Source organism: Paenibacillus sp. F4 (genome assembly GCF_002894905.1).
Classification (GTDB): Bacteria; Bacillota; Bacilli; order Paenibacillales; family Paenibacillaceae; genus Paenibacillus; species Paenibacillus polymyxa_B.
Genome location: NZ_POVS01000017.1, coordinates 495575 through 522021, shown reverse-complemented (window position 1 = coordinate 522021; position 26447 = coordinate 495575). Strand labels below are relative to the sequence as shown.

The 26447-nt window shown below is 48.4% G+C and carries 17 protein-coding genes; all 17 read right to left on the bottom strand.

From position 1 onward, the window contains the following. Window positions 1-45: 45 nt before the first annotated feature. A complete protein-coding gene (locus C1T21_RS21030; RefSeq protein ID WP_103049615.1) occupies window positions 46-2292 on the bottom strand; it encodes an HD family phosphohydrolase in 2247 nt (748 codons plus the stop codon). A 95-nt stretch (window positions 2293-2387) separates the two neighbouring features. Beyond that, window positions 2388-3359: a PhoH family protein gene (locus C1T21_RS21025; protein WP_013311138.1), complete on the bottom strand. Its 972-nt coding sequence runs from the start codon at window positions 3357-3359 to the stop codon at window positions 2388-2390. Between the two features lie 6 nt (window positions 3360-3365). Beyond that, a complete protein-coding gene (gene yqfD / locus C1T21_RS21020; protein ID WP_103049614.1) occupies window positions 3366-4559 on the bottom strand; it encodes a sporulation protein YqfD in 1194 nt (397 codons plus the stop codon). Continuing rightward, window positions 4556-4849, bottom strand: coding sequence for a sporulation protein YqfC (yqfC, locus tag C1T21_RS21015; protein ID WP_103049613.1), 294 nt, complete (start codon window positions 4847-4849; stop codon window positions 4556-4558). The genes yqfD and yqfC overlap by 4 nt, the downstream gene beginning before the upstream one ends. 380 nt (window positions 4850-5229) lie before the next feature. Then, the gene (gene bcaP / locus C1T21_RS21010; RefSeq protein WP_103049612.1) at window positions 5230-6639 is read right to left on the bottom strand and encodes a branched-chain amino acid transporter BcaP; all 1410 of its coding nucleotides are present in this window, start codon (window positions 6637-6639) and stop codon (window positions 5230-5232) included. A gap of 420 nt (window positions 6640-7059) precedes the next feature. Beyond that, window positions 7060-7638 (bottom strand): hypothetical protein, encoded by a 579-nt coding sequence (locus C1T21_RS21005; protein ID WP_103049611.1) that lies wholly within the window; start codon window positions 7636-7638, stop codon window positions 7060-7062. A gap of 44 nt (window positions 7639-7682) precedes the next feature. Continuing rightward, complete coding sequence (gene floA / locus C1T21_RS21000; RefSeq protein ID WP_029517799.1) at window positions 7683-8684, bottom strand: flotillin-like protein FloA; 1002 nt, start codon at window positions 8682-8684, stop codon at window positions 7683-7685. 43 nt (window positions 8685-8727) lie between these two features. Then, on the bottom strand, window positions 8728-10095 hold the full coding sequence (locus C1T21_RS20995; RefSeq protein ID WP_071558467.1) for an NfeD family protein: 1368 nt from the start codon (window positions 10093-10095) through the stop codon (window positions 8728-8730). A gap of 280 nt (window positions 10096-10375) precedes the next feature. Further along, window positions 10376-10819 carry a GatB/YqeY domain-containing protein gene (locus C1T21_RS20990; RefSeq protein ID WP_013311146.1) on the bottom strand — a complete coding sequence of 148 codons (444 nt, stop codon included), beginning with the start codon at window positions 10817-10819 and terminating at the stop codon, window positions 10376-10378. A gap of 16 nt (window positions 10820-10835) precedes the next feature. Next, window positions 10836-11009 carry a 30S ribosomal protein S21 gene (gene rpsU / locus C1T21_RS20985; RefSeq protein WP_005547957.1) on the bottom strand — a complete coding sequence of 58 codons (174 nt, stop codon included), beginning with the start codon at window positions 11007-11009 and terminating at the stop codon, window positions 10836-10838. Window positions 11010-11180: 171 nt separating this feature from the next. After that, window positions 11181-11540 carry a histidine triad nucleotide-binding protein gene (locus tag C1T21_RS20980; RefSeq protein ID WP_025722131.1) on the bottom strand — a complete coding sequence of 120 codons (360 nt, stop codon included), beginning with the start codon at window positions 11538-11540 and terminating at the stop codon, window positions 11181-11183. A 162-nt stretch (window positions 11541-11702) separates the two neighbouring features. Continuing rightward, on the bottom strand, window positions 11703-13046 hold the full coding sequence (locus C1T21_RS20975) for an aminotransferase-like domain-containing protein (protein WP_103049610.1): 1344 nt from the start codon (window positions 13044-13046) through the stop codon (window positions 11703-11705). A 328-nt stretch (window positions 13047-13374) separates the two neighbouring features. After that, complete coding sequence (locus C1T21_RS20970; protein WP_103049609.1) at window positions 13375-13779, bottom strand: hypothetical protein; 405 nt, start codon at window positions 13777-13779, stop codon at window positions 13375-13377. Window positions 13780-14042: 263 nt separating this feature from the next. Next, window positions 14043-17438, bottom strand: coding sequence for an AAA family ATPase (locus C1T21_RS20965; RefSeq protein ID WP_103049608.1), 3396 nt, complete (start codon window positions 17436-17438; stop codon window positions 14043-14045). Further along, window positions 17435-18619: an exonuclease SbcCD subunit D gene (locus C1T21_RS20960; RefSeq protein ID WP_103049607.1), complete on the bottom strand. Its 1185-nt coding sequence runs from the start codon at window positions 18617-18619 to the stop codon at window positions 17435-17437. The genes C1T21_RS20965 and C1T21_RS20960 overlap by 4 nt, the downstream gene beginning before the upstream one ends. A 28-nt stretch (window positions 18620-18647) precedes the next feature. Next, a complete protein-coding gene (gene addA / locus C1T21_RS20955) occupies window positions 18648-22667 on the bottom strand; it encodes a helicase-exonuclease AddAB subunit AddA (RefSeq protein WP_103049606.1) in 4020 nt (1339 codons plus the stop codon). Next, complete coding sequence (gene addB / locus C1T21_RS20950) at window positions 22667-26230, bottom strand: helicase-exonuclease AddAB subunit AddB (protein WP_103049605.1); 3564 nt, start codon at window positions 26228-26230, stop codon at window positions 22667-22669. Before addB ends, addA begins: the two co-directional genes overlap by 1 nt. Window positions 26231-26447 lie beyond the last annotated feature (217 nt).

The window sequence follows — 26447 nt, the reverse complement described above, 5'->3', positions numbered from 1 at the left end:
CCTTTTAATTCTAGTGCTCTACCCGTGCTTCATGCACAAGTTATATTAAGCTTTTCCGTTTTCAGACTTGGGCCTTTCCTCTGGATACTCAATACGGGAATGGAAAATCCCCATTACTGATTCCTTGAGGGTTTGAGCCACGATATCAAGCTCCCGCATGGTCAGCTCGCAGTCGTTAAATTGGTGATCATCAAGACGGCTCTTAATAATTTTCTCAATCATGGATTCAACCTGTTCCACCGTCGGCTTCCGTAAGGAACGAACTGCTGCCTCCACACTATCAGCAATTCCCACCACAGCAGACTCTTTAGACTGAGCCTTCGGTCCCGGATAACGGAAATCATCCTCCGTGAAGTCAGGCTCCACCCCCCGCTCTTCAGCCTCACGCAACGCCTTGTGATAAAAATAGTGTAAGAATGTCGTTCCATGATGCTGCTCGGCAATATCGCGAATTGGCTTCGGTAGCTTGTAATCCAATTGCATTTCCACGCCGTCACGAGCATGGGCGATAATGATGGATTTGCTAAGCTTGGGCTCTATTGAATCATGTGGATTTTCCAACCCATTTTGATTTTCAATGAAGTACGAAGGCCTCTTGGTTTTACCAATATCATGATAATACGAACCAACCCGGCACAACAAGCCGTTTGCTCCTATAGCCTCCGCTGCGGCCTCTGACAGATTACCCACCATTACACTATGATGATACGTTCCCGGTGTCTCCGTAAGCAGCTTGCGGAGCAATGGATGATTGGGATTCGACAGCTCAACAAGCTTCAGTGCCGACAAGATACCAAAGGTAGACTCAAAAAATGGCATTAGCCCTATAACAAGTATTGCTGTTATCAGACCGCCTGCAAAAGCAAAAGCTACCCCATAGAGCGTCGTCGTTTGAGTCCAATTCCCTTGGTCAATCAGTGCCAGAGAAAAAACAGACAGGGCACCGAACAGGCATACCATGATCGCCCCTTTGAACAGTGTTGAACGCTGGCTGGCTCGATGGGTAGAGAAAATCGCTGCCAGACAGACCACAATAGCAAAAAATCCAAAATTAAAGTCAAAAATTTGTCCCTGACGGACATTCAAAATAACACTTGCCAATATACTGAATATAACGGCACATACGAAAGCCAACGACATATCAAGCAACAGCGTTACGAGCATAGCTCCAAGCGCGATAGGCGCCAGATAGCCGAGATAGGAACGTTCACTATTCTGCAGTATGGAAATTAACATCATTGCTCCAACTGTTATCACAAAGATTAATACTAGCATGAGCAACTGCGCATTATTATACTTGAAGTTTCGTGTTCGTGATTGGAATTGACGAATATACATAAACAGGCCCAATGCCAGCATCATAGACAACATCAGTAGGCCAAATTGTGGCCAATAATTGATTTTATCCTTGAGCAATTCATTTTCATCAAGCAGTGTATAGATTTCCTGGGTAATAATCTCACCCTTCTTGACGAGTACTTCACCCTGTTTAATGTAAACTGTCGGTGTATCTTCACGAGCCTGTACCTTGGCGTCCTTCGTAGCTGTATCATCATAAAACTTGTTGGCGGTAATCACAAGCCTTGCAAGTTCCTGAACAACCTCCCGTGAAGTACGCTTAGTAAGCGAGCTTGTACTAACCCGCTCAGCTACTTTCGCTCGGGCTGTCTGGGCATCCGTAATTTGATCATTCATCAACCCTGTCACAATCTCACGGGCAACAGGCCGCATTTCAGCAATATCCTCAGATGTAAGGCGGGGAATTTTAATGAATGTCTCCTCTGGAATTCGGTACGTTTGCTCTTTCGTTTTTTCCAGCACTTCATCCAGCAACTTATCTGGGTAGGCATCCGCATTACGGCTGTTATTCACAAAATTTTGTACAAATTCTCGTGCACGTTGCGGAATCTCATCCTTATAAATCGAAATCTTATCTGCTCTGGAAACCTGATCATCCTGATTGAGCCGTTCAATTCGATCCAAAATACCAGTAATCAGGTTATCGTTGCGAACGGGCACAATGGTATACATGGGCTGCACACGTTCAGCTGATTCCTCTTGAGCCTTCAAAGTCGCCTTACTGTTAGGAAGCTGCATCGGGGCGACAATTTCCTTTTCACTCGGTTGATTTACCCGAATATCATAACGCTCGGGAAGCAGCTTGGACGCAAAGCCTACATAAAAAAGAACCACCAAAAATAAAAACAGAAGATAGCGTGTCGCCACGCTATACTTCCATCCATTCATTCTATGCTGGAACGTTTTCCCTTTAGATAATTCCTTCGAGGTCATCTAAAACAATCCCTCTCCATCATCTTTTTCAAGGCAGCTACACTGCTCATTTTATACTTTTTCTGATCGTACACACCATACTCGTGATTGAATGGCTATCCATGATTTTCGGCAATACGGTCATAAGCAACAATGATTTTTTGAACTAGGGAATGACGGACAACATCCTCTTCTGCAAACTGGACAAAGCCTATTTCTTCAATCCCTTGTAAAATCGCATTCGCTTCAATCAGACCGGATTTTTTGCCACGAGGCAAATCAATTTGCGTGACATCGCCGGTAATAACCATTTTGGAGCCGAAGCCAAGTCGAGTCAAAAACATTTTCATTTGCTCGGGTGTGGTGTTTTGCGCTTCGTCCAAAATAATAAATGAATCATCCAGCGTACGTCCCCGCATATAAGCCAAAGGTGCAATTTCTATTAACCCACGCTCCAGTGCCTTTGCAGTCTGCTCTGGGCCCATCACATCGTATAGGGCATCATACAATGGGCGTAAATACGGATCAACCTTTTCCTGTAAATCCCCTGGTAAAAAACCTAAATTTTCACCTGCTTCCACCGCAGGACGAGTCAGTACAATTCGCTTGACTGAACCTTCCTTCAGGGCAGCTACGGCCAGCACTACAGCCAGATAGGTTTTACCAGTACCCGCCGGGCCAATTCCAAATACAATATCGCGTTTCTTAATCGTGGTTACATAGTGCTTTTGTCCAATCGTTTTGACGCGAATCGGTTTACCCCGGAACGTCGTCGTAATTTCACCCTTGAACAAATCGAGCAGCTGATCAGCGCGCAAATCTTTGGCCAATTCAATCGCATAATGGACGTCTCTTTCGGTCAGTATATACCCATTGCGAATTAACTGAAGTAATACATCGAACAATTGTTCGAGCACTTCCACCTCGTGTGCATTACCAAAAACATTAACTTCTGCCTCACGAGATGCTATTTTTGCTGGAATAGCGGCTTCGATTAATTTTAAAAAGGAATCCTGCGGGCCAAATAACGCCTGTCCTTCTCCCGCATTGTTCAATGCAATTTGTATGCTGCGTTGTTGTTCTGCCAAATAGCCTCATTCTCCTTGGTTATGAACTAACGGAAGTTCTTCCGCAATATCCTGCTCCACTTCAAAAAGCACTTTCATATAAACTTTACCATTCTCTCTCTTCTCATGCAAAATTTTTTGGCTCATTATTTTCGTTCCTTTGCCGTATTTAGCTAAAATATCAGCTCGCGCGCCTTCTATTCCTGACATTTTCGCTTCTGCTTCCGTAAGCTTCTGCTCTTGTATCTTTGTCTCCCTCACACTTTCGGTCATCCAACCCATTGGAAGTTTGTAGGAACGCCATGTTAGCGGATCATGTTCAACTGTTGTTTTATGTGTAGAATAAGGTATTTTCCCATATCCCCACAATTGTATCGCACGGTTGCCTAACACCAGATACAAGCGGTCGTGACTTGTACCTGTATACGTGCTGCTGCGTTGCACCGTGGGACTGCTAATTTCGTATTCATGCCATACAAGACCCTTAACCTCTCCTTTGGCTACGACCTGCTGCTGATTCTCCTCATCTCCAAGCGTTCCCGAGATGAGAATGGCTCCTTTTTTGACACGCGTATTTTTATGCACGACAGGACGACCCTGCTCGGCAAAAATTTCAGTGACTACCGCGTCTGCCTTACTGATGATATGACGTGGGCTGTAGAGCGGCGCAGGGGTAGGCTGTGAAGCTTCAACAACCTGAATCGTCACCAAAGTACCCTGTTTTTCCACACCGATCCAGGATGCCTCTGGAAGCTTCTGCATGAGCGCACGGGAAAGCTTGTCTTGACTGGAAAGACGAAAGCTCCATTGAAACGGATACAGACCCTCCTGTCGGGCAGCTTTGAGAACGGATTCCGTCGAGAGCTTATCATTCCCCTTCACTTCAATATCCCAGATAAGCGAAGACATCAGCAGGAGACCTATCCAGAACAAGGCCAGTCCAGCCAGAAAAAATTTACGTTTGGCAAGTCGTATAACAGTAAAGGGAAGCCCTTGCCGCTTCAGAACATGCATTTTACAGCCTGTCCTTCTCAAAAGCGGGCGTAGGAGGAAGACGTGCGGCAGCAGAAGGTTCATTTCTGCATGTCTAGTACCCATCGGCCGCACGTTCCAAACAGGTATATGTTGATCGGTGAGTAAATTAATGAAAGCTTCCACACTTTCGCCCTTGACAGCAAGGGTAACCGTGCCATGCAGCTTTGCTAAAGCAGGATGTTTCACGAGCCTTCCTCCGTTCCTTCCAATTGGATATCCGTTATATGTCCCTCCACACTTACCTGCTCTGGCAGAATAGACGTAATGACTAGATCATGGCCGGACACCCTCAGCCTGCCTTGCGCAAGTGCAAGTACGAGCTGATCCGGCGTGAAATCCACCACGCCCCGGTGATTCTCCACATAAAGCTGGCGGCTGCCGATGAGGGTTAACCGCGGCAAGTCAAATAGAATGTCCTGCGGAAGCTCCAGCGTCTCGCTGGCCCACTTTCGCAGTTTGCGGCTCATCCTGCTCATACGGCGAAATCTCCTTTCCCGTCATCAAAACATCTGTTATCCAATGGCTCATAGTTGTTTTGATGACAGCACGCTGCTATTTTTTCATCTTCTGTTATTGCCATTCGGACTCATAGATGTTTCATGGCAGCTACGCTGCTGGCTTTTCATCGTATATTCTTATTATCAGTGAACACCATTACACCAGCGCCACAGATATCTGTTCTGTACATTTTATGATCCAGTCCCCGCATTTATGAGGCTAAACTTACAATTCGTAGCTGCTACTATATTGCAGAGGCAAAAGATGGGTTCTTTCAAAATTCACAACCAAAAAAGCCAACCTCGTTTTCATATCGAAAACAAGGTTGGCTTTTTTTGATTTTCATTAAATGACACGGTTATTTCTCGGTATCTCGATTCAAAAGAGAGTTTTTTCTAGAGTATAAGAAGTAAACAGCCATACCAATGACAAGCCAAATAATAAAGCGAATAAATGTCTGACCATTCAAATTAAGAATAAGCACCCCACATGAAACGATAGCCAGGATTGGAATATACGGAACTCCAGGACATCGGAAGGCCCTTGGCAAATCAGGTTGTGTTTTTCTCATAACGATGACGGCGATCGAAATCAGAATAAATGCTGACAAGGTTCCAATGTTCACCAAACTAGCTAACTCATCTAGCGGGATCAGCCCACCCATTAATGCAGATAAAGTACCGAAAAACAACGTGTTAATGTAGGGCGTTTTATATTTAGAATGAACCTTGGATAATACTTTGGGGACTAAGCCGTCACGTGACATAGCAAACATAATGCGAGTTTGACCATAGAGCATAACCAGCATGACCGTTGTCATTCCTAAGATAGCTCCTATATCTATAATACCTGCAACCCAGTTCTGACCCGCAACCTGCAATACCAATGACACAGGGTGAGAGATACCTTCAAATTGCATAAACGGTACTATACCAGTCATAATCGCGCTAACAACGACATACAAAAACGTACAAACAACAAGTGAGAAAATAATGCCTCGCGGTAAATCACGAGCGGGATTTTTGGTTTCTTCAGCCGCTGATGAAACAGCATCAAAACCAATAAAAGCAAAAAACACAAGAGCTGCAGCTCCAAACACCCCACTGAACCCAAACGGTATAAACGGTGTCCAGTTATCTGGCTTCACATATTTAAAAGCAACGATGATAAATAATAAAATAACAACAATTTTTACGATTACCATGATGTTGTTTATCCGTTTTGATTCTTTTATCCCAAAATAAAGCAAGAACGTGATACCCATCAAAATTAAAAAAGCTGGGAGATTAAAATAAGTAGTTTGGTCTTTTAAAGCCCCAGGTGCAGCAGTGAATTCAAGCGGAATGTGAAGGCCAATTCCATTCCAAAATGATACAAAGTAACCCGACCAACCTGCGGAAACGGCGCTGGCTGCCAGCATGTATTCCAAAATCAAATCCCATCCAATAATAAAGGCCAATAGTTCCCCCATCGTTGCATATGTAAAAGTGTAAACAGAACCGGCTACTGGAACGGTGGATGCAAATTCCGCATAAGCCAATGCTGCGAATAAACAGGCGAGTCCCGCAATGACAAAAGAAAGAACCAAGCCTGGACCAGCTGTAACTGCTCCTGTACCTGTCAACACAAAAATCCCCGTTCCAATAATGGCTCCAATTCCAAGCATCGTTAAATCAAACGCACCCAGTTCCCTTTTGAGTGCTTTTTCCCCCCGCGTGGCAGCAACCAACTGATCAATGCTCTTCTTTCTGAACAAGCTGTTCCCCATCCATTCCATCCTCCTAAAAATTAATTTTTCATTTTTATAACCTTGTTTTGTCATCTCGATATAAATCAAATTTTAGCTAAATTTGGAGTAAATTTCATAAGTATCTATCATTGAGAACATTATATATAAAAAAGAAAAAATGAAAACTGCTTTCGGAAAGCTTCATTCATATTGTTACATTTGATCATTTTTCACGAATATATTTTCATAAATGAGACCCTAAATTAGACAAAATGCCACCATTTTAGATGACAGCAAATGTGAGAAACCTAGGGCACACAAGAAATTATCACATTCGTTGTCAGGTAATTAGAGCATTTGTCGTTAATTCACTTTTTATCCTGAGCATGGTTATGTATTCCTAAAGCATCACAAAAAAAGATCCGCCACAGCCAAAGCCGTGGCGGATCCACTATCATTTTAACGTCTTCCTCCACCCATGTAGCGCTTGGAACGCGGAGGACCTAATATTTCTGCCCAAATCACACCTCTGCGCAGATCAGCCGTATCCACCGTATTACGGTCTTGCGAAGCTATCTCTGGCGCATCTGTAATTTCCCCTGACTCCCTCGCGTTGGATATACGATCGAGACGGGCTAAAACCAATCTGCGCTCTTCTTCCATAGCACGGATCCGATCCTCTAGAGTCGAACCGTTATCTAATGAATCCCGGTCCATCCGTTCTTCCGTTTCCGAACGATCGCCCACTTCTTCTATACGGCGAGCTTCTATAACCGCCCGTCGTTCATTAGGAAATTGACGTTGCAACTCACCAGCAACATCCTGCTGGCGTTGCTCTTGCCCATGTTCCGTTGTGAAGGGTCTGGATGACGTCGAAGGCCCGCGAGAACCATGATCACCCCCAAAGGTAGGCATACCTTTTCGCGGCGGTGATTTCCGCCCTGTACCTTGGATGCTTTTCCCCAAAAAGGACACCAAAGCAAAGCCAATCACGATCAGGATATACAAATGTTCAAAGATCCAGCTGATAAAGTTCATTACTCACCACCTAGCTGCCGTAATTCATCGGCTATGTCCCGTTATTAATCCCGGTTCTTGTTGTCATTCCCGGAGTTCTCATTCGGTTTGCCTAAGGAGCCACGCATTTGCGTATCCGCCTCAATATTTTTCAAATTCATATAGTCCATGACGCCAAGCTTCCCGCCACGCAGCGCTTCAGCCATTGCCAGCGGCACTTCGGATTCGGATTCCACCACGCGCGCTCTCATTTCTACAACACGTGCCTTCATTTCCTGCTCCTGCGCTACAGCCATCGCACGCCGCTCTTCCGCTTTTGCCTGCGCAATACGTTTGTCGGCTTCCGCCTGCTCTGTTTGCAGAAAAGCACCGATATTTTTACCTACATCAACGTCCGCAATATCAATGGACAAGATTTCAAATGCTGTCCCGGCATCCAAACCTTTGGACAATACAGTTCTTGAAATTGAATCTGGATTCTCCAATACGTCCTTATGCGAGTTACTGGAACCTACGGTTGTAACAATACCTTCACCAACCCGTGCAATAATCGTTTCTTCTCCGGCACCCCCAACAAGTCGATCAATGTTGGCACGCACCGTAACACGAGCTTTAACCTTTACTTCGATACCATCCTTGGCGACCGCAGCCACAATAGGTGTCTCAATAACACGCGGATTAACGCTCATTTGGACCGCTTGCAGAACATCCCGTCCCGCAAGGTCAATCGCTGCCGCACGTTCAAACTCAAGCGGAATGTTAGCTCGCTGCGCAGCAATCAACGCATTGATCACTCGGTCTACATTCCCTCCTGCGAGAAAATGGCTTTCCAGCTGGTTGATGTTCAAGCCCAGACCCGCCTTGGTTGCCTTAATGAGCGGATTGACAATTCGGCTTGGCGTGACGCGCCGTAACCGCATAGCTACCAGCGTAATGATGCCAATACGCACACCCGAAGCCAATGCTGAAATCCACAGCATCACCGGGAAGAAACTGAAAAATACGCTCAATACAATAATCACTACAACGGCAATCAGCAAAACGCTGACAATACCCGATTCGAACACTCGCATCATCCTCCATTAATCTAATTCTTTGTTGTTTACTTGTTTAGACGCTAGTGTCTGCCTTGACCACAATTCGCCCACCTTCTACTTTGGATACTATAATCGGCATATCTGTAGCAATAAACTCGCCGTTCGTTACAACATCGACTCGCTCATCAGCGATCAGCACCGTTCCGGCTGGACGAAGTGGTGTCAGACTGACACCCCGTTGACCTAATAACATTTCCCGGTTCACAACTGAAGAAAAGCCTTGTTCGGCCGTTAAACTTTCTTTAAGTATAAAACGGTTCCATATCCCTCGGTCCTTGAATACAACCGCGATAATCGCCACAACAGCAACCGCAGCTGCAAAGGCAATGCCCAAAGATATAAACGCATGCTGCATGTTGTATGCTGCCCGAACAACTCCGGCGACAAGGCTAACTGAACCCAAAATGCCTAAAATACCAAAGCTTGGGATGAACATTTCAAGTATAAGCAGAGCCAGACCGATAATAAACAACAACCACGTCTCCGAACCTGCAAAACCAGCGATATAATTGCCGAAAAAATACAACCCAAATCCGAGTATGCCCAAAATTCCCGGTACACCAAAACCGGGTACGAGCAGCTCAATAACGACACCCGCGATACCGATAAATAAAAGCAACGTCTGCACAATTGGGTTGGTCAATATCTCGGCTGCTTTTTCAGCCCATGTTCGCTCCACATGAATTACATCATCCGTGCTGTAACCCATCCACTGGATAACTTCTTGTTCGGAAGACGCGATGTGATCCGCATAACCCAACTTCAGCGCTTCCTCACTGGTTAAAGAAATGATCTGACCATTTTCCTTATTAAAGTTCATCTCTGGAATAGATACGGTCGTTTTGGAGTCAACCATACCTCTGGCAATATCCGGGTTGCGTCCGCCAGCTTCTGCGGCAGATGCCATGCTACTCTTCCACCAAGCTACCGTTTTTGGATCTGTGATAGCCTGCCCCCTACCGTCTACTAACGCTGCTGCTCCGATAATACTCCCCGGTTTCATAACAATCTTGTTTGCGCTCAACGCAATATAACTACCCGCTGAGGCCGCTTCGCCCCTTATATAGGCTACGGTCGGAATTGGACTGTCTTTAATCAGTTTGCCCAGCTTCTCCGCTGTATCTACCCGTCCACCGGGAGTGTTAATATCCAGTAAAATCAGACCTGCTTTGGAATCTGCTGCTTCTGCAAATCCACGTTCCATGAATTTGCCCAGACCTTGCTCAATTTCCTGATCAACTGGTATAACAAACACAGCTCCACCTTTAGTTTGGGCCGCCGCTGATTCAGAATGAACTAAGGGTAACAGCAAAACGGATACCATAATCCACAACGTTAAAAAGATCAATTTGCGACTGGAGTGGTGATGTTCTCTATGCATTTCTCTCCCCCCTTTCGACCTTTCTATGTTACAGCATACCAAACTTTGTTAGACAAACTATACAGTTTTCAGGATTTAATGTGAAATTATTGGGTATATTGCTAATCCTGACGGCTGTCAGATACTTTACGCACCCAACGGACATCACGTTTCACACAATTAACGATAGCGCTTACATATAAGAATCTTCTCATCATTACATTCTATGGTAGACATCGCATATATAGAAATAACACCCTCTGTAAACAGAGGGTGTTGTGTTTTCCTGTTTGTCGCAGGTTTATTGCAGAAATTGCTGAACCGCTTGGTTCACGAGCTTACCGTCAGCGCGGCCTTTTACCTTAGGCATCAAGGCCGTCATTACTTTCCCCATCTCGGCTTTCGAAGAAGCACCGGTTTCCTGGATGGTCTGCTGTACAATAACTTTAATTTCTTCCTCAGAAAGTTGTTCGGGAAGGTACTGAGCGATGATCTCTATTTCTGCTTTAGTGCTTGTCGCAAGTTCATCACGACCGGCTTTTTCAAATTCATGGAGGGCATCTTTTCGCTGTTTGATCTCACGACTCAGAATATCAAGCACTTCGTTGTCGTCCAAATCCCGTTTCAAATCTATTTCAAGATTTTTAATCGTAGAACGAACCATTCGAATGGTGGAGAGTTTGAACTTGTCCTTACTCTTCATTGCTTGCTTCATATCTTCGTTCAATCGTTCGCTCAAATTCATGATTGCTTAGATCCTCCTAGAACTTTCTCTTACGAGCAGCCTCGGACTTTTTCTTGCGCTTTACGCTTGGCTTTTCATAATGCTTGCGTTTCTTCACCTCAGCCAATACGCCATCCTTAGCAATGGAACGTTTAAAGCGACGAAGTGCAGCATCAATTGTCTCGTTTTTGCGAACTTTAGTTTCAGACACCAGTTTTCCCTCCCTCCGACCAGACCGTCCAAGAGCAATAACACGGTTCATCAAATTTTATTATAGGTGAAACGGAAACCAGGTGTCAACCTATAAGAAAAAATGAATACTTAAAGGGCCGTTTTTCTCCATTCACTTCCGTATTACTGAGAAGACAAGCTCTGTCATTTTTTAAGAATGTGAGTCCGAAATACCTGTCAAGGCACCCAATTTGGCGCCGCCCAGTAAGTGATAATGCAGATGTCCCACCGCTTGTCCACTATCCGGGCCACAGTTGTTAATCAACCGATAGCCAGACTCAGCGATTCCTAACTTTTTCGCAACCTCAACCGCAACACGATGAATCTCCGCGATAAGAGGAAGATCCTCCTCCGTCACAGCGTTCATCGAAGGAATATATTTTTTTGGAATAATGAGCACGTGTACTGGCGCCGCAGGCTGGATGTCATGAAATGCGAGCACATTGTCGGTTTCCAACACCTTTTTGCTGGGGATGGTTCCATCCACAATTTTCAAAAACAGATCGTCCATTCAAAACCCTCCTTTGGCAGTGAGCCGATCATAAGCAAATAGACACAAACAGCCCTTGCTCTCGGCATTCAAAGTTATGTATTTCCCACACTGAACAGAAACATATACAGCCATGTTTGGTTATACTTATGTTTCTATATGTATCATAACGGAAAAAGGGTCTTAATACCAGTTTCCCTTACTAACTTCCTCTATAATAGCTTTCACCCCTGCATCAATTTGATCTAACTGCGCGCGCGAAATACTTATGCGCAAAAACTTCTCTTGTTCCCTATAGCCTGATAAATAAAAGCCTTTGCCAGCTACAACCTGGATGTTCCTCGCGGAAAGACACTGTACCAAGCGTTCCAAATTCACCGTCCGAGGCAGTTTAAACTGCATATAAACTCCTGAGGTTACAGCTGAAGTCTGAACGTATCCAGCCTGATTGTATCGTTCCACAGCCTTGTTAAGAGCACGAACGCGCTCCGAATACAGTTTGCATATCGTGTGCTTGTGGCGTTCATACATTCCATTTTTAATATAAATATCAAGCGCCGCCTGAGACAAAATAGATGTGTCGACATACCTTTTATAGGCATTAAACGTCTTCAATAGGGCTTCTGGCAATACCGCAACTCCTAATCGTAAGCCGGGGAAAATGATTTTCGAGAAGCTTTTCAAATAAATAACATGGTCCGTCTGGTCGTATGCATAAATGGGATCAAACAGATGATCAGCCCCCAAATCTGCCATATAGTCATCTTCTACAATGTACACATCATATTTGGCGGCTAAGGCAGCTATCGTTTTTCGCTCCTCTGTGTTGTATGAGATTCCTAATGGATTATGATATCTTGACATGGTATAAAAAAACTTGATGCTCTCGTTCTTAAATTGATTCTCCAATTCGTGAAAATCCATACCTTCCGCTGTCCGGACGATGGTACTGACGGGTATGTTCTCTTCCTCCAGAAAACGCAAATATATATCGTAACTTGGCTGCTCGACCAAAACCTTTTCTTTGCCATTGGGAAACGGCATTTTAGCGAGTATCTCCAATGCCTGCTGAACACCCGAAGTAACGATAATCCGATCCATTTTTGCAAACACCTGAGTATCAGCCAAATGGGAAACCAACGTATGACGCAGTGTTTCCAGTCCTTGCGAATCGCCATAAGTGAACAGATGATATTTGTAGGTGTCAATAGCCTGATTCAAACAATGTTGGAAATCCAGATAAGGGAATACATTTAAATCCGGGGAGGCCGAAGCAAAATCAACGGAGTCTTGAATATGGCTATAGTGCAAATCGCCCGCATTTTCCACTACATAGTATCCACTTTGCGGTATGGAATAGATGGCGTGTTTCTTTTCAAGTTCAGCATATGCCCGCAGAATCGTGCTTTTGCTGCACCTGTATAATTCAGAAGCCTCACGGACCGACGGCAGCTTGTAACCTGATTTATATTGTCCCTCGCGAATTTTAAGTTCTATATCCAATAAAATTGAAACGTATTTTTTCACAATATCCCCCCACCTGCTCTTTACATACTCATACATGCTCATTTCATTACATGCTTATTCCGTCTGATGTTTCTTTACACGCTAGATGTTACCATGGTTTATGGATAAACAGGATACCTTATTTCATTGAACTGTACTGATACAGTTTCAATTATTGGATCATATTTGGGATGTTTTACGTGAAAAAGAGGCTGTTTCTTCATAATGGAAGAAACAGCCTTGCATGGTGATGATGTATGGATGCGCCTTAAAGTCACTTGTACTGTACAAGAACTGTAGGCGGGAGAGAGCAGAGAATTCACTATATCTGGCGACTAAGGAATTAGGATTAGTAATAAGGCAGCAAGCTAATCGCTGTCAACGCTGCAAGTGGCAGAATCAAACGATTAAAGCGACGGCGTCCGTATGGGAATCCATATGCATAAGCGGGTACTGGATACGGGTACGGATACGGGTACGGAGGATAAGACGCATAGCCACCATAAGCACGGGAGCCGCAGCCACAATTGTTAGGTGGATATGGGAGATTAACATTGACATTCTCCATCTCGTCTCCACCCATAGGAACGGCTAAGTATATCTTTTCATCATCCACATGCTCTACAATGCCGTCATACATTGTCCCGTCCTTCACCCATACGCATACATAACGATGCATATGCTTTTGACATAGTGCTTTAGCATCCGTCTGTTCCGGTGCTGTAACTTTTTCGGTTGTCATGCTTTTTTCCATGGTTGTTTCCTCCTAGGCTCTTGCATGTATACCGTATGTTATTCAAAAACGGGCTATTTGCTACATCAAATTGGGCAAATTCCGGCTTGCAAAAAAAAAAGAAGCACCCCGGGAGCTCTTGGCAGAGCCCCTCTGAACGGACGTATGACGGGAAGATTTCTTCCGCAGCATACGTCCGCCGGGGTGCTGTATGATTAACTTGTCGGCTTGGCTGTATTATAACAATAGTTTGAAACTGTATCTGTGACCTGTATCACATTACTTCAAAAAGTTTCCATAACCACACGTGAGCCGCCTCCAGCCTGCTCTGCTGGAAGAACAACTAGCTTGCGCGGAAGACGGGCCCGTAGTTCAGGCACATGACTAATCACACCAACAGACAATTGATCGTGGTGCAGCTTTTCCAGTGAGGTGATCACTGTGTCAAGCAGCTCAGGGTCCAACGTTCCAAAGCCTTCATCCAGAAAGAAAAATTGCAGAGGGTATTGGCCCCGCAATTGAATTTGAGCCGAAAGCGCAAGCGCAAGCGACAAGGAGGTCAGGAACGTTTCGCCACCGGACAAGGTCGATACTGGACGTTTGACCCCACCGTTGGCATCGTCACTAATGACAAAACCACCGCTGGAATCTACCTCTAGCGCGTAACGCTGCTTGGTCAGAAAACGCAGGCGGCGTGAAGCCGATTGACTGACCTGCATGAGCTGCTCCTCGGCAATATATTCAACAAAGGCATTGCCGCGAAAAACAGACTGGAGCTTGGACATTTTTTCCGCTTCGCTACGCAAATGTATACGATTGGACTCCAGCTTCATCCAGCGGACGTGCCGATGCTGCAAGTCCTCTAAATCACGCTCAGCCTTGGCGCGATTCTGAAGCGCCTCTTCGTCGCGTGCACGGCAATCACGTAGCTGTGCAGTGGCCGTTTCCCACTGTTCCTCTGTTACCGTTGCTCCATTCAGCTGCTCTTCGACATGTTTTAAGCGGGAAGACAGCTCTTTTTCCCGTTCTCGATGCAAACTCACTTCACGCTCATAGCGTGCGGCTTCTTCCGGTCCCAGACAGCATTCCATGACCTCTGCTTCCGTAGCGAAGGAGGAGGCTTCCAGACGGCTACCCCAACGGGACTCTGCCATCTGACGTCTTTCTTCTGCCGAGTCGGAGGCCTGCCGGGCAATCAGTGAAGCATGAACAGCTTGCTGCTTGCGTTCTTCCGCTTCGGTACGGCGGCGTGCCGCGGCTTCGGCTCCGTTTTTCAGTCCCAACAGTCGCGAGGTCGCTTCTTCAAGCAATGAAGCCGCTTGGCCATCTCCAACCCATTTTCGGAGCTGTGCTAGCTTTTCACGAAGCGAACCATCTTTACTTTGGAGCCCTGTACGGCGGGCAATAATGATTTTGTCCTCCTCGATGATACTCTGCTGTATCTGTTGAACACGCGCCGCCTTTCCTTCGAGGAAGGTCACACTCGTCTCCAGCCGGGACCGCAGCTCTTCTGCACGCCCGTCGCGCTCCTGCATGGCGCGGTAACGCTCCGCAGCTTCGCTCGGAGCGACATCCGTTAGCTGCGCCGCCCATTCGGCGCGCAGCCCCTCGCTGCGCGTGGTGCATGCCTCGCGCTTGCTGCGTGCCTGCGTCAGCGCTGCAGCTGCTGCCTCCTGCTCGGCGGCAGCACGGATACGCCGCTGCTGTCCGGCGGCGTCTGCCTCGCGCAGCGCCTGTGCCTCGGCAGGCAGCGCATGCGCACGTGCGGCTAGTTCTGCCGCAGCACGCTCCAGCGCCGTGCAGCGCTCCGCCCAAGCGGCGGCACCGCGCGGCTCTGCTGGCGCTGCCGCAGGCGTGAAAGGCTCGCCCGTGGCGGCAGCGCCGCTGTCTGCGGTGGCGGGCTGCGCCAGCAAGCTGCGCTGCTCGTGCAACTGCTGGCGCAGTGTGAGGCGCAGCTCCTGCAAACCGAGCCGCAGGCGGTGCAGCTCATCCGGCGCAGCGGCATCTGCGCTATGCGCCGCGGCGACGGCAGGCGCGGGGTGATGCAGCGAGCCGCACACTGCGCACGGCTCGCCTTCGCGCAACTCGGCAGCGAGATGCTGAGCGAGACGGCCCAGCTCCTCGGCACGGAGCTCGTGGCGCAGTTGTTCTTCCTCGGAGGCCAGTGACGACATATCGGCGGTGATCTCTGCCTCCAACGTCAGCAATGCCTCAATGCCATCAGCTGCCTGTGTAGCAAGGGCAGAACGCCGTGCCTCCGTCTCCTGTGTCTCCTGGTCCGTCAGCTTCAGACGTTCGTCAGCTTGCGCAAGCCGTTTTTCCTGAGTGGCGTACTCCAGTTCAGCTTCACGCAATTGTTCATTCGCGATTTCCAGCTGTTGCAACCGTTGCACAGCCTCTTGCAGCATACGCCGCTCATCTGCCCGCACTTCATTTTGCTTTAGCTCTTGTTGAAGCTCTTGCTGTCGCTTCAAGCCTCGCGTCTGTAGCTCTTGTTCCTTTGCGAGTCCTTCTGCATGTTCAGCAAGGGTTTGTTCGCTTTGCACAAGCTCGGCCGCCAGACGTTCCCGTTCAATACGCAATGCTTCCGTATCACGCTCCAGTTGAAGTGCCTGCTCTAGTTGGTCGATCCGAAGCAATAGCTTCGGTTCTTCGGCACTGAGTGCTTGCCGGGCCTGCTCATCTGCTTGCGCAGACACAAGCGCAGCCTCCTGCGCGGTAGCGGCCAGGACTTCCATTTCTTCGGCAGTCTTTTGCCGTTTTTCCGCTTCAGCAATGGCTTCCTTCCAATCCGTCAGCGCAGGCAACAATGCCTCGGCTGCAGATGCTTGTCGAAGCTTGTGCTCCAGCAAAGCGATGCCTGGCTCCTGTGCTGCCAACTGCTCCAGCTCGTTCGATCTTTGGCTGAGCTCGACAACCAGCTCACGGGTTTTGTTTAGCGCCTCCCATTCACGTGAGACACGCTCTAGCTCACGACGCGAAGCTTCTGCATTGGCAATCGCCTCTTTGAGACGCAACTCTACATGTTCAAGCGCTTCAGCACTGGCATCCCCCAGCCCTTGCTGCTCCGCCTCTAACGCTTTCAGTGCGGTATCGTTATCTTTCACACGACGGCTTAGCTTCTGTGCAAGTTGGTCTCCGTACTTCTCCAGATGGAACAAACGCTGTAGCATCTGTCTGCGTTCACTGCCTTTTAAGGACAAGAATTCCGCAAACTTTCCCTGCGGCAACACGACAGCTCGTGTAAAATCGTCCATTTTCAGACCGATATACTCCTCCACACAGCGCGTCACATCCTGCACCTTATCGGCAAGCACTTCCTCGCCATCCTCTGTTAACGCAATAAAACGGCTAAGCGTATTATTAACCGATACGCCTCCAGCACGTTTGAAACGTCGTTCTACACGGTAACGACGAGGCCCTTGAGCTGACATTAATTCAAACGTAAATGCAACAGACAATGTATCCTCAGCATGATTCATAATGCCTTGTGTACCATTCACTGCCCGCTCCACTTTACCGTACATAGCCAACGTAATGGCATCCAGCAGCGTTGATTTTCCACTACCCGTTGGGCCAAATATCCCGAACAGTCCAGTTTCGGTCAAATCGTCAAAGCGAATTTCCTGCGACTCCCGGTAGCTTTGCAACCCCGCCAGTTTTAGAAGGATTGGTTTCATGCGTCATCCTCCTCAGCGTGGTCTCTTGCATCATCCTGTTCCACCAGTTCCAGAAACAACTGCACTAATCCGTCATCTGGCTGTGCTCCACCTGTCTGCCGCTGATAGAATGCCCGGAACAACTCATGCACTGGCAGTTCTGATCGTTGGTGCTCCAGCTGTGCGGCAGCCATTTCTGGATACATTGGGCGAATATGAATGATGCCTTCACGGCTTTTGCGCAGCCGCTGAATATCTCCCATCGACATCGCTTCATCCAGCGTAATTTCCAGATCAATAAAGGCATCGGCATCCAATCCTTCGTCCAGCCAGCGATATACTTCCTCCAGACCTCCCCGTGCGCGCCACCTCACTAATGGGCGTCCACTGGTAATATACAGTTCCTCGACCTGAGCAGGCTTGCCAGCAACCACGTCAATTAACGTAACCGATTTGGCTTGTCCGGCTTCGGAAAAGCTATAAGCCAGCGGCGAGCCACTGTAACGCATCAGCCCGTCTCCCTTCACATATTGGGGACGATGCAAATGTCCTAGAGCCGTATACTGTGCCCCAATACTCAAAGCAGACGGATCTACGGTATACGCCCCCCCGACCTGAATCGGGCGTTCCGAGTCCGACTCCAGCCCGCCGAGCACATAAATATGGCTCATCGACAAATTAACGGTGTCAGGCCGAAATGCTGTACCCAGTTGTGACATCAGCAAGCCCACACGGCGGCTGTATGCCTCGCGCAATATTGTTTCATCTCCGTCTTCAGACAATAGCTCGTTCAGACGAGACTCGGAGGGATATGGCAAGGCTGCAATGCATGCCATTTCACCCGTTCGCGGTGTACGAATGCGTACCGCTTCCCCATGGGGCAGTCCCAGCAATGTAATTCCACGCCCGCTCACCAGCGGTGTGACCGAGGATACCCTTTCCGGCTGATCATGATTGCCCGCAATGACGACTAGTGGTCTTCCTCCAGCCGTAAGACGGGCAGACGTTTCATAAAACAATTGCTCGGCTGCGGCCGAGGGATTGACTGAGTCGTATACGTCTCCAGCCATCATAATCAAATCGGCCTGCTGATCGTCAGCCATTTTCGCTAACTCTTCCAAAAACGCCTCCTGCTCCTTCAAACGGCTGCGTCCTTCCAACGTGCGGCCCAAATGCCAATCACCCGTATGCAAAATCCGCATGCTATTCCTCCTCTCCCTATCTATATAACTACAGCTGTACACTCTCTCCAGCTTCTAAAAAATACAACCACTTCTCAGCAACCTTTTTGCTTGTAATCTCTTCGATCACACGGGCATACAGCTCCAATTGAAAACGATATTGGTCTGTTAAATGGGACAGTGTACGATATTCAGATATCCGATCTGTTTTATAATCCACCAGCACGAGTCCTTCGGGAGTTTCAAACAGACAGTCAATAATCCCGTTCATCAGCACTTTATCGCCGTCCTGTCCAGCTTCCGAATCTGTTTCTTGTCCTGGCAGCACGGATGGTAAGCTGTGATTCCAGTAATCGGCTGCCCGCATGGTATAAGTAAACGGAAGCTCACGTTGAACATGGGATGCCCCTAGCATTCTGCTACCCAGCTCACTAGTGAAAAAGCGTAATATTTTATCCGTCTCTAGCGCCTTTGCATGAACATCCAGTAACATACGCTGATTGAGCAAACGAGCCTTGGTTTCCTCAATAACTTCGGCGCTCATCCCCCCATCTAGTGGCAAATGCAGCATCAACGTATGATAGACTGTTCCTCGTTCCGTTGGAGTCAGTCGCTGATTCCCCATAAACTTAGGTCTGCGCAAGTGTAATTGACTTCCCCCAGCGTGAGAATCCTCCCGATCCTCCGGTGACTCTGCTAGTAGGGAGGTAGATAAATTCAGCCAATCGTCCGAACCCATCTCCTGCATTTCCAGCCATCTTTTCATCTCAGTAACCGATGTATTGGCTGCCGTCTTGCTGGCCCGTTCATACGGATAGGTCCAGGAAAGAGCTGCTTCAATGTTCGTTTCACTCTCTTCGTTCAAGTCGATTAGCTCTGCATTTCTCAGTGCTTCTGTCTTCTTTTGGCGCTCTTCGCCCGACACCTCTTCCTCATGATCCGAGTTCACACGAGAGCCGGAAAGTGTTTCCGAGGCCACGATTTTAAATAACCAGTCTGTTCCCGGCATATGTTCCAGCCTGTGATAGTACCCATCCTGATCACCTGCCGCTTCCCTTAACAAAGTAGCAGAAGGATGCCGAATCAAAGCGGGACCTACCCAGTCCAGATAGCTGCGGCCTGCCGCCAGCATATAGTCTGGTAAGACCGTTTCCGTATGTTCTTTGGCACGTGCCCAACCCGCTGCGCGCGAAGCGAGATCCTTCACAGTTCCGGTCATAATCAGCTTTTCGCGCGGACGTGTAAGCGCCACGTATAACACCCGCATTTCCTCAGCCAATAGCTCCAGCTGTGAGCGTCGGCGGATCGCTAAATTAGGCAGCGTAGGGTAGCTGACACGATTTTGTTCCTCCACATATTTAGGACCAAACCCCAACTCCTTGTGCATAAGAAACGGCGCATTGAGATCCTGTTGATTGAACATTTTTGCTGTCCCGGCAATAAACACGATAGGGAATTCAAGTCCTTTACTTTTATGAATGGTCATAATGCGGACAGCCTGATCGGGTTCAGTCCCCCCGCTAATGGATCCTAAATCACCGCCTCGCTCCCGTAGACGGGAAATGAAGGTCAGAAATCGGAACAATCCTCGGTTGGACGTAGAAGTCTCATACTGTCTCGCTCGGTCATATAGCGCCCGCAAATTGTTTTGACGCTGTGAGCCGCCAGGCAGTCCACCGACCCAATCCAGATATCCTGTTTCCTCCAGCACATTCCAAATCAATGCACTTAAGCTGCCTTGTCGGGCTTCCTGCCGCCAGGCTTCCAAATTACGCAAAAATGAACGTAGTCGGGCAGATAACGTATTCCCGTCATTTCTATTACCAAAGTCAGATGAAGATAAAGAGTCCTCAGGGAAAAGATCCAACTCCATGATGTCAGCCGAGATCCCTTTTTCACTTTCTTCCAGTGGGTCAGCTTCTGCCGCCGCCAGCAATGCGTCATAAAATAATCCATCCGGCTTCTCCAACCGAATTTGTGCCAGTTCATCTTCGGTCAAGCCGACAATCGGCGAACGAAGCACGGATGCAAGCGGGATGTCCTGCTGCGGATTATCAATAATGTGCAGCAGAGACAACATCACCTCAACTTCCGTTGCTTTAAAAAAGCCTGTCGTCTGCTCCCCGGAAGCCGGAATGCCCTCAAGCCGCAGTTCCTCTACAATTAGGGGGGCCCACACGCTTGCCGAACGAAGCAAAATGACGATATCGCCGTAGACTGCCGGACGCATCGCCTTTAATCCTCTGTCGTAAATCAACAGTGGTTGTCCAGTGTCTCCGGTCAGTTCTTTAATCCGTTGCGCGATCGCACGAGCCTCTAACTGTGCCGTTTCCAGCTCCGCAAGCTCAGCCAGCTCACTTTCCTGTAGAGCAGATTCGTCCCCCGTTTCGGACAGCTCTGAAGCCTCGGAAAGACCCTGTCCACCCTTATCAACTAACAGCAGCTCAGGTGCGTATACGGATGCGGCGTCTTGATCCGACTGGTCGGGATAGGATGCACCATGTACCAGCCACGCTCGTTCATCGTACTCAATTTCCGCCACATCCACACTCATAATCTGGCGGAACACCAAATTGACCGCATCGACAACTTCCTCCCGACTGCGGAAATTACGCGCCAGATCAATTAATAAGCCATCTTCCTGCTCCTGCATGCCGTACCGTTGGTACTTATTCAAAAACAGACCCGGCTCCGCCAGCCGAAACCGATAAATACTCTGTTTCACGTCGCCCACCATAAAACGATTACCCGGTTCCTCCCGTGATACCAACCTAACGATATCTTCCTGTACGGTATTCGTATCCTGATACTCATCCAACAGCACCTCGTCGAATTGCGCCTTGTATTCGAGCGCAGCGTCGGAAGGTAGTAGCTTGTACGGAGTAGAATCGGGATGTCGTAATATTTTCAGACAATAATGTTCCAAATCCCCGAAGTCCACCAGCCCTTTTGACTGCTTGTGTTGTTGAAATCGTTCCCCGAATACAATCACGGTTTCTACCAATTCGTCCATCAGCGGAGCCGTAGCGTGCAGCTCATCCCAATAGGCTTCTGCTCTCCTGCCAAACAGAAAAGCCTTCATATCTGTAATCATTTTTTTGGCTGCTTCGCGCAGCGTCTTAACCCGTTCCTGCAATGCAGGCTCAGTCTGATCTTTTTTGACCGGCTTGAGCTTACCGAAGGAAGCTGTCTGAAAATGATCATATAGAGATGCCCACGGCTGTGTCTCCAGCTCCTGTAGCAATCCCTTCACCATCGCCGCATCCTCTTGCAGCGTCACGGCATAAGGTGCGGGACCGCCGGGCTGCATAGCTGTTTCATGCGCCTGTTCCAGCAAGCTCGCTGCTCCGCGCAATGAAAGTGCCGCATCCGCCAAAATGCTGCGAACCCAGGGAGTCTCTCCCAAAGCGGCTACATCCTGTACACGAAATGCTGCCGCTGTATCCCGCAGCCAATGTTCTGGCCAAGGATGACTTTGAGAAAAATCATACAGCCGCTGAACAAGCACGTACATTGCATCATCGGTGCGTTCTCCACTAAACCAGTCAACCAGTCTGCGGAATGTACTGCCTTCATCATGAGCCTCATATTTCTCCTCAAACAGTTCTTCTAAAAGCTCCTGACGCAGCAATTCTGTCTCATGCTCATTCATAATCCGAAAACCAGGATCAAGGGGAATGGCCTGATAATGCCTGCGGATGACCTCCATACAAAATGAGTGAAGCGTCGTAATCGAGGCCCGATTCAGCAACGATAGCTGGCGACGTACATGCTCACTTTCCGGTTCCTGCTCCAGTACACGTTCCAACGCTTCGCGTATCCGTTGACGCATTTCGGCGGCTGCAGCCTTCGTAAAGGTCGCTACCAGTAACCGATCCACACTGAAGCCGAGCTGGGGATCGACGATTTTACGAATAATACGCTCTACGAGCACCGCTGTTTTACCAGACCCTGCCGCTGCCGCGACCAGCATGTTGTTACCAGATTCCGAAATGGCACGCCACTGGTCATCGCTCCACATACTGCCTTCCGGCTTCGGCATGCCTTTAGTGTTTGACGTGCCTATCATTAGTCCATTCCTCCTTTCCCTTCCTGTGTATGACCCAGCAGATTCCAGATTTGATCCTTACCGGGTTTACCCCATTGATTGTAGCCACTGCCGTCCAGACTGTCGTCAAATTGACAAACCGGCTTAAAAGAGCAGAAGGTACATGCGGTCTCTTGCTGGATACGATAAGGTTCAATGGCCACATCGCCCTCTGTCATCCGTGTACCAATCGTCCGAATATTATTACGCACCGAAGCTAGCAGGCTGTCCCACTGTTCCGGCGAAGCAACCGAAGCACTGCTATAAAAACTGCCGTCTGCTTTCACCGCAACAGGTAAAATAGAGGAATATCCCTTGTCCAATGCTGTATCCATTTGTCCAACTACATCCCGATCCGCAAGCAATAATCCCTTCATCTTGAATCGTTTCAAAAGCTCCTGACGGGCCTGTTCTGCGCTAAGACCGTTAGGCGACTGCAACATCGGATTGTGGACGTGAAAATACAGGGTACCCGCTGGATAAGCGGTCTCGCCCAACCATTCCTCCGCCGCATTCAGCAGCACATCTAGGTAGGTGAGCATTTGCAAGGACAGGCCATAGTACACTTCATGCAGCTTGAGATCCTTTTGGCTGGATTTGTAATCGATGACACGCAAAAGTAACCCCTTTTCTCCCTCTGCCACATCTACACGGTCAATCCGTCCAACAATTTCCATCACAACGCCGTTATCTAACCGGAAGCTTAACGGAGGAAGCTGCTGACCCGGTCCAAAGTCCAACTCCAGCCCAATCGGCTCAAAACTACCTCTTCGCGCATGTTCACCTAAGATCAACGAAGCACGGCTCACGATGTCTTTCAATTTGCGCAAAATGTAGCCATACCGCTTGGAACTCATTAAAATCTCGCCTTGCAGACGAGGAGCCAAACGCTCCACTGTACTTTCCGCCTCTTGGCGGCATTCCTCGGTGCTGAGACTGCCCCAGCTGACATTGCGTTTACGCAGATTGATCGCCATCTCTCCAAGCGCTGCATGGAATAATTGTCCGATATCCGGGGCCTTCAGGCGATACATTTGACGTTCCTTCAAACGAAGACCGTGAGAGGCAAAGTGCGAAAATGGACATGCCACAAAACGTTCCATACGAGATACGCTGGTACGCAGCTTGCTACCGTACAGACGGCGGCTCGTTTCCTTCTGCATTTCGGCATGGTTCTCATAAAAAAGTGAGGTCAACAGCTGACGCAGCTTGTCCTTCTCACGCCCTTGCTGGCTTGCATACCAGTTATATACCTCCCACCAAGGAGATAAAATGTCACCGCCACGTCGCCAATGCCGTAATTGCGCAATGAGCTGCGGCAAAGCCTCGGACGGATGAGAAGCATACTCCCATTGCGTCGTCCAAACATCCCCAGGCAAAGGGTATCCAGCCAGCGGACGTTCGTCCAGACTAGGAAACAGATGCCGCACATGTCGTACTAACTCAGACGGCAACAATGACTTGCCTTCTTCATCAGTCACTGCATAGCTCATCCACAGGTTTTTACCGGCTGAGGTAAAGGCTGTATAAGCGAGAAAACGTTCGTCCAACAGACGTCTTGTCATATCCGGCGCCAGCTCTATGCCTCGTTCGTTTAATGCCGTACGCTCCTGCTCATTCAGCACACCGTCCTCATGGAACACAGCCGGCATCACACCTTCGTTCATACCTAGCACAAAGGCATGTTGAATACCGGACACACGTGTACGGTCCGTGTTTCCGACCAGAACCTGATCCAGAGCCGGCGGAACAAGTCCCATACGGAACTCAGCCAATCCCGTTTCCAGCACACCCGCAAACAAAGAGGTATCCAGCCTCTCATCACCCATCATTTCGACAATTTGATCCAGTAGTTCAAGCACTGCATCCCATACCTGACGATGCTCTTTCGCCTGCTCAGGTTTTCCTGCTTCCTCTGCCTGATGAATGAAGGCGTCCAGCTTGTGGCCGATTTCTGCATCCTCCAGTAACAGATATACCGCTTCACACTTCTCAAGTGCAGTTCGTGCCTTGCCCACACGTTTCTCAAACGCACGTAAAGGCGTCACGATCACATCCCGGCACAGCTCCATCAAATCCAACGTTTCATCCCGTTGACGATTCCGTTCCTGCTCCTCCAGCTCCAGTGACAAGCTGGGCACAGCCTGCCACGGGCGACCGTCTGTCCAACGGCTGCCTTGTATTCCGCAGGCTAGTACATAGTTTTCCAAACGGTCCATCTCCTCACGGCTCACCCGACCATCCAGCGGCAGGAGAAGGTCTGTTTTGACCACACGGAATACATCCTCATATCGCCAACGACGCTGCACGATATCCAGCGAAGCCCGAATCAATTCCACTAAGGGATGATGCAATACACTTCTCCGCTGATCCAGAAATACTGGAACCTCATATTGTTTGAATATCGGTTCCACCCATGGCTCATAATCTTCAATATGACGCACAAACAGAGCCATCTCCCGATAACGCGCGCCTTCATCTCGGGCCAGACGGCGCATTTCGCGTACAGCCCCTTCCAGCTCTGCACGGCGATTAGCCGCAGTGTACAGTTTTATTCCCTCCGGCTGCTTTTCTGTCCACTGCTCTCGTAGCTGCTGCAGCCGCATCCGTTGTTCCTGATTCCGTAACCCTGTACGATGTTCAAAGTTAGCCTCCAAATACGCCAACGCTGGACGCTCCTTAAATCTCGGCAGCGGATCAGGGCGCAGTAATTGTGTCTGCGTCTCTATCATCAGCTCGTCTGCCATTCCTTTGAGCTTTACATACGTAGCCGCCGAAGGATGAAACAAATCCAGCTCATGCGGAAGCTGTCCGCTCTCGTAGCTGCGGTTGCAAGTCAGCGCCACCGTCAACGAAGAGGCATGCAGCATAAGTTGCTCCACAACCTTGTATTCATGTGGTGTAAACCTGCGGTAGCCATCCATCCAAATATCTGCCCCACGCACAAGGGAAGACTCAGCAATCTGTTCTGCCAGCATGCGCAACGTATCTTCACCGTCAATATATTTAAGCGTCAGCTCTCGTTCAAAATCCTCATAGATTAGACTGATATCTTTGAGCTTGCCGCGCAAAATCGGAGTTGACTCTTCAGCAGCGTTCATTCGCTCCAGTTGCTCCGGTACAGACCAAGTATCATTTCCATACTGCTTTAGCTCCGTAAACAATGTATTCAACCGATCCACAAAGCCGAGCTGGTCTCCCGAATCCTTAAACAAGCTCAGTTCATCCTTACGACGACGAATAATTTTATATAAAAGCATCTTCTTGCCTTCTTCCGTAACAGGCACCAGTGCTGAACCCCCGGTTTCCTGCATAACTAAATAGGCAAGACGATGAAATCCCATCACTTGGGCGCGCACCGACCCCTGAATACCGTTTCCGGCTTCTGTAAGTAACGCATGCTCAGAAGCAAATGACGATTGCTCCGGTACAAGTAACAGCATAGGCTTACCTAGCGGCTCCTCGCGTAACATAGACGTCATTTCATTGCGGATTAACGTACTTTTACCACTCCCAGAGCGGCCAATCAACAAGCGGACCGACATGATGCGGCCTCCTTTCCAACGAACAACATTCTATTAAACAGTATAGCATATCAGGCAAGAGAGAAAAGAACGTACGTTTGCCATGTTGTAGCAATTCTTCCTCCCTCTAAAAAAACAAATCAGTCCCGCAGATTGGCTTGGTGCACGCCTTCTCTACAGGACTGATTTATACCTAAACGAGTCTATTTTACCTATTTAATCACCAAAAAGGCGATTG

Coding starts and splice junctions, on each gene's coding strand:
- C1T21_RS20965 (WP_103049608.1), bottom strand. CDS start 17,438: ATGAAACCAATCCTTCTAAAACTGGCGGGGTTGCAAAGCTACCGGGAG.
- C1T21_RS20995 (WP_071558467.1), bottom strand. CDS start 10,095: ATGCATAGAGAACATCACCACTCCAGTCGCAAATTGATCTTTTTAACG.
- C1T21_RS20970 (WP_103049609.1), bottom strand. CDS start 13,779: ATGGAAAAAAGCATGACAACCGAAAAAGTTACAGCACCGGAACAGACG.
- addA (WP_103049606.1), bottom strand. CDS start 22,667: ATGATAGGCACGTCAAACACTAAAGGCATGCCGAAGCCGGAAGGCAGT.
- C1T21_RS20960 (WP_103049607.1), bottom strand. CDS start 18,619: ATGCGGATTTTGCATACGGGTGATTGGCATTTGGGCCGCACGTTGGAA.
- C1T21_RS21005 (WP_103049611.1), bottom strand. CDS start 7,638: ATGAACTTTATCAGCTGGATCTTTGAACATTTGTATATCCTGATCGTG.
- C1T21_RS21030 (WP_103049615.1), bottom strand. CDS start 2,292: ATGACCTCGAAGGAATTATCTAAAGGGAAAACGTTCCAGCATAGAATG.
- C1T21_RS20980 (WP_025722131.1), bottom strand. CDS start 11,540: ATGGACGATCTGTTTTTGAAAATTGTGGATGGAACCATCCCCAGCAAA.
- bcaP (WP_103049612.1), bottom strand. CDS start 6,639: ATGGGGAACAGCTTGTTCAGAAAGAAGAGCATTGATCAGTTGGTTGCT.
- C1T21_RS20990 (WP_013311146.1), bottom strand. CDS start 10,819: ATGAATTTGAGCGAACGATTGAACGAAGATATGAAGCAAGCAATGAAG.
- addB (WP_103049605.1), bottom strand. CDS start 26,230: ATGTCGGTCCGCTTGTTGATTGGCCGCTCTGGGAGTGGTAAAAGTACG.
- yqfC (WP_103049613.1), bottom strand. CDS start 4,849: ATGAGCAGGATGAGCCGCAAACTGCGAAAGTGGGCCAGCGAGACGCTG.